Genomic DNA, 1,331 nt, shown 5'->3' with positions numbered 1-1,331 from the left:
CTGGTTTCATGCCACCAATATGAAAAATGCTCCTGCTAAAAATCTCGTCCAATTAGGGATTGGTGGTTGGCAAGTTCCCCGTCAAGGTGTTAAAGTTTGCCGCGAGCGGGCCACTAATATTTTGACCGTCACCGACATTGTAGAACGAGGCATTGATGCGGCCGCCGAATTTGCCTTAGAACGAGCTTTAGATGGTACGGATTGCGTTTGGATTAGTTTCGATATTGATTGCATTGATGCCGGTTTTGTCCCCGGTACAGGTTGGCCGGAACCGGGCGGGTTATTACCCCGTGAAGCCTTAGCTTTATTGGGTAAAATTATCCAAAAAGCTCCCATTTGTGGTATGGAAGTGGTGGAAGTTTCCCCTCCCTACGATATTAGTGATATGACCTCTTTGATGGCTACCCGTGTTATTTGTGATGCCATGGCCCATCTGGTTATTTCAGGTCAATTACCCCGTAAAGAAAAGCCCTATTATATTCATTCTGATGCCAATATGGAGGTTGATGAACCTTGGATTTAAGGACAAAAGCAGCAATAATTAGAGAGGTAACACATTCGCGAAGAAACACCGATGGCCAAAGGATTTGGAACTCCTATTAACAAAAGGTTAGGTTACGTTTTAACTCTAGTATCTGATCCTAAAATTTATGCTGCTGCTGAAAATGCTTTGCCCTATCTTGATCAAGATGAATCAGATGAACCTTTTGCTGGTATTACTAATGACTTGTCAATGGCGCGTGTCTGGAAAAGTCGCAAACAAGCAGAAAAAAGTGTTCAGAATTATCTTGGATTTTTAATGGATTGGATGACTAATGAAAATTTAGACAGATTAACTATTTTAATTTGTTCTTTAAACGCTAACAACAAAGGAGAGTTAACGACCGAAATTGCCCAAAAAATGCAGCTAGAGAGAGTAGAAAAGGAGTAGCCACTTCAGCATATTATGCACGAAACTGATATGACCAAGGCGTTAATTATGACAGTTCGAGATTGGTATGATAGTCAACCTGAAAAGCTCAAAATTGAAAAAATTCATCTCATGGTTGGTGAATTTACCTGTGTCGAACCGGTCAGTTTACAATTTGCCTTTGAAGTTCAAACTGCCAATACTTTTCTGGCTGGCGTGGAATTAGCGATTAAAAATATTCCCCTAATTGCTTATTGTCATTGCTGCCAAAAGGATTATAAACCCCAAATTGGCCAGCAATATTCCTGCCCAACTTGTCGATCGCCGATGGAGGATATTCGTTCAGGTCGAGAGTTAAAAATTGACCACATTGAATATTCTTTAGATTCTTAAACAAAGTTGGGCGATCGCTTCTACAAGT

At 40.7% G+C, this 1,331-nt stretch carries 3 protein-coding genes; all 3 read left to right on the top strand.

Annotation, left to right across the window (positions count from 1 at the left end; genetic code table 11):
- Nucleotides 1–523, top strand: a 523-nt coding sequence (locus PX484_RS10835) for an arginase family protein (RefSeq protein ID WP_288103802.1), incomplete at its 5' end; no start/stop codon positions are given.
- A 51-nt stretch (nucleotides 524–574) separates the two neighbouring features.
- Nucleotides 575–931 carry a hypothetical protein gene (locus PX484_RS10830; RefSeq protein WP_287667454.1) on the top strand — a complete coding sequence of 119 codons (357 nt, stop codon included), beginning with the start codon at nucleotides 575–577 and terminating at the stop codon, nucleotides 929–931.
- 15 nt (nucleotides 932–946) lie between these two features.
- Nucleotides 947–1,303 (top strand): hydrogenase maturation nickel metallochaperone HypA, encoded by a 357-nt coding sequence (gene hypA / locus PX484_RS10825; RefSeq protein ID WP_002731704.1) that lies wholly within the window; start codon nucleotides 947–949, stop codon nucleotides 1,301–1,303.
- The last annotated feature ends 28 nt before the right edge of the window (nucleotides 1,304–1,331 follow it).

It is taken from the genome of Microcystis sp. M49636_WE2 (genome assembly GCF_030065375.1).
GTDB classification, from domain to species: Bacteria; Cyanobacteriota; Cyanobacteriia; order Cyanobacteriales; family Microcystaceae; genus Microcystis; species Microcystis aeruginosa_C.
This window is presented reverse-complemented; position numbering and strand designations above follow the sequence as displayed.

Excerpts from the sequence above, each read along its gene's own strand:
- hypA (WP_002731704.1), top strand. The coding sequence starts at position 947 with ATGCACGAAACTGATATGACCAAGGCGTTAATTATGACAGTTCGAGAT.
- PX484_RS10830 (WP_287667454.1), top strand. The coding sequence starts at position 575 with ATGGCCAAAGGATTTGGAACTCCTATTAACAAAAGGTTAGGTTACGTT.